The organism is Vibrio sp. 1288, assembly GCF_033344475.1.
This window is the reverse complement of the sequence record NZ_JAWPOX010000101.1, coordinates 1-1324: the sequence shown is the minus strand read 5'-3', so window position 1 is coordinate 1324 and position 1324 is coordinate 1. Positions and strand designations below refer to the sequence as shown.

General features: G+C 45.7%; 1 protein-coding gene. It reads left to right on the top strand.

Going from position 1 to position 1324, the window contains the following annotated elements; all coding sequences use genetic code 11:
- Positions 1 to 81 precede the first annotated feature (81 nt).
- Complete coding sequence (locus R8O11_RS24875; RefSeq protein WP_102552417.1) at positions 82 to 1104, top strand: IS110 family transposase; 1023 nt, start codon at positions 82 to 84, stop codon at positions 1102 to 1104.
- Positions 1105 to 1324: the final 220 nt, after the last annotated feature.

Genomic DNA, 1324 nt, shown 5'->3' with positions numbered 1-1324 from the left:
CGTATGGAATGGACTTCCTCCCTATCACTCAGCCGTTAGTTCTGAGATGATAAATTCACCATTTCATACGGAGATAACAACATGGCTGTGACTGTATTAGGTATCGACCTAGCAAAAAATGTGTTCGCATTGCATGGTGTTGACCACAAAGGCAATACCATTTTATGCAAACCCAAAGTAAGTCGGGCCAAGCTGTTAGAAACGGTAGCCAATATGCCACCGTGTCTGATTGGAATGGAAGCATGTAGCAGCGCTCATTTTTGGGCCCGATTATTCAAAAATGTCGGCCACGAAGTTCGCCTCATCGCTCCTAAGTTTGTCTCTCCTTATCGACTGTCTGGCAAAGCAGGGAAAAATGATGCTGCTGATGCTCAAGCTATCTGTGAAGCAGTTCAACGTCCTCATATGCGATTTGTTAGCATCAAGTCAGAAGAGCAGCAATCGATTCAATGTTTGCACCGAGCTAGGCAGGGCCTAAATGAAGAAAGGACGGCAGTATGCAACCGCATTCGTGGTTTGCTCGCTGAGTTTGGTGTGATTGCTCCTTTATCACCGGAGCGATTGCGTAACGAGTTCGAGAGCATGAAGGTTCACCTTCCAACCTTAGCCGCAACTTGCATGGATGAATTATTTCTTCATATAGACAACATTGAGCGCAGGCTTTTAAAGTTCGACCGACTGATTAAAGAGACGGCAGAGCAAGATGAACGATGCCGACTATTGATGCAACTAAAGGGGGTTGGACCTATGACAGCCAGTGCTCTAGTATCAGCGATCTCTGACGGAAAAGAGTTTCGTAATGGCCGTCAATTGGCGGCCTGGTTGGGTTTAACGCCTTCTCAATACAGCAGCGGAGGGAAACCAAAATTAGGGCGAATTACTAAAGCTGGTGACAACTATATTCGTAGTCTGCTTGTGCAGGGGGCGCGTTCAATGATGGCTAGCGCCGGACGAAAAGACGATCCGCTCAGTAAGTGGGTCTGTGATGTCAAAGATCGCCGTGGTTACTGGCGAGCCGCTATTGCTTTAGCTGCAAAAAATGCACGACACTGTTGGGCAATACTTCACTATGGTGAATCATTCGAAAATTGTTATTCAACCTAAATAAATCTCTTACCACCAATGATGACAACGCAAATATGATAAGGGTTAAGACCCCGCAAGAGGTGCCTGAGAAAACGTTAGGATGTTAAATATCCGATTAGCGTATGAGGTTCTTGCGAGCGTCTTTCATTTTGGTCCGGAACAGAATATTCCAGTATGACCGCTTATAGTACTGCATCTTAATCTTCATTGTGATTGCGTTCAGAGCACCCATTGACAT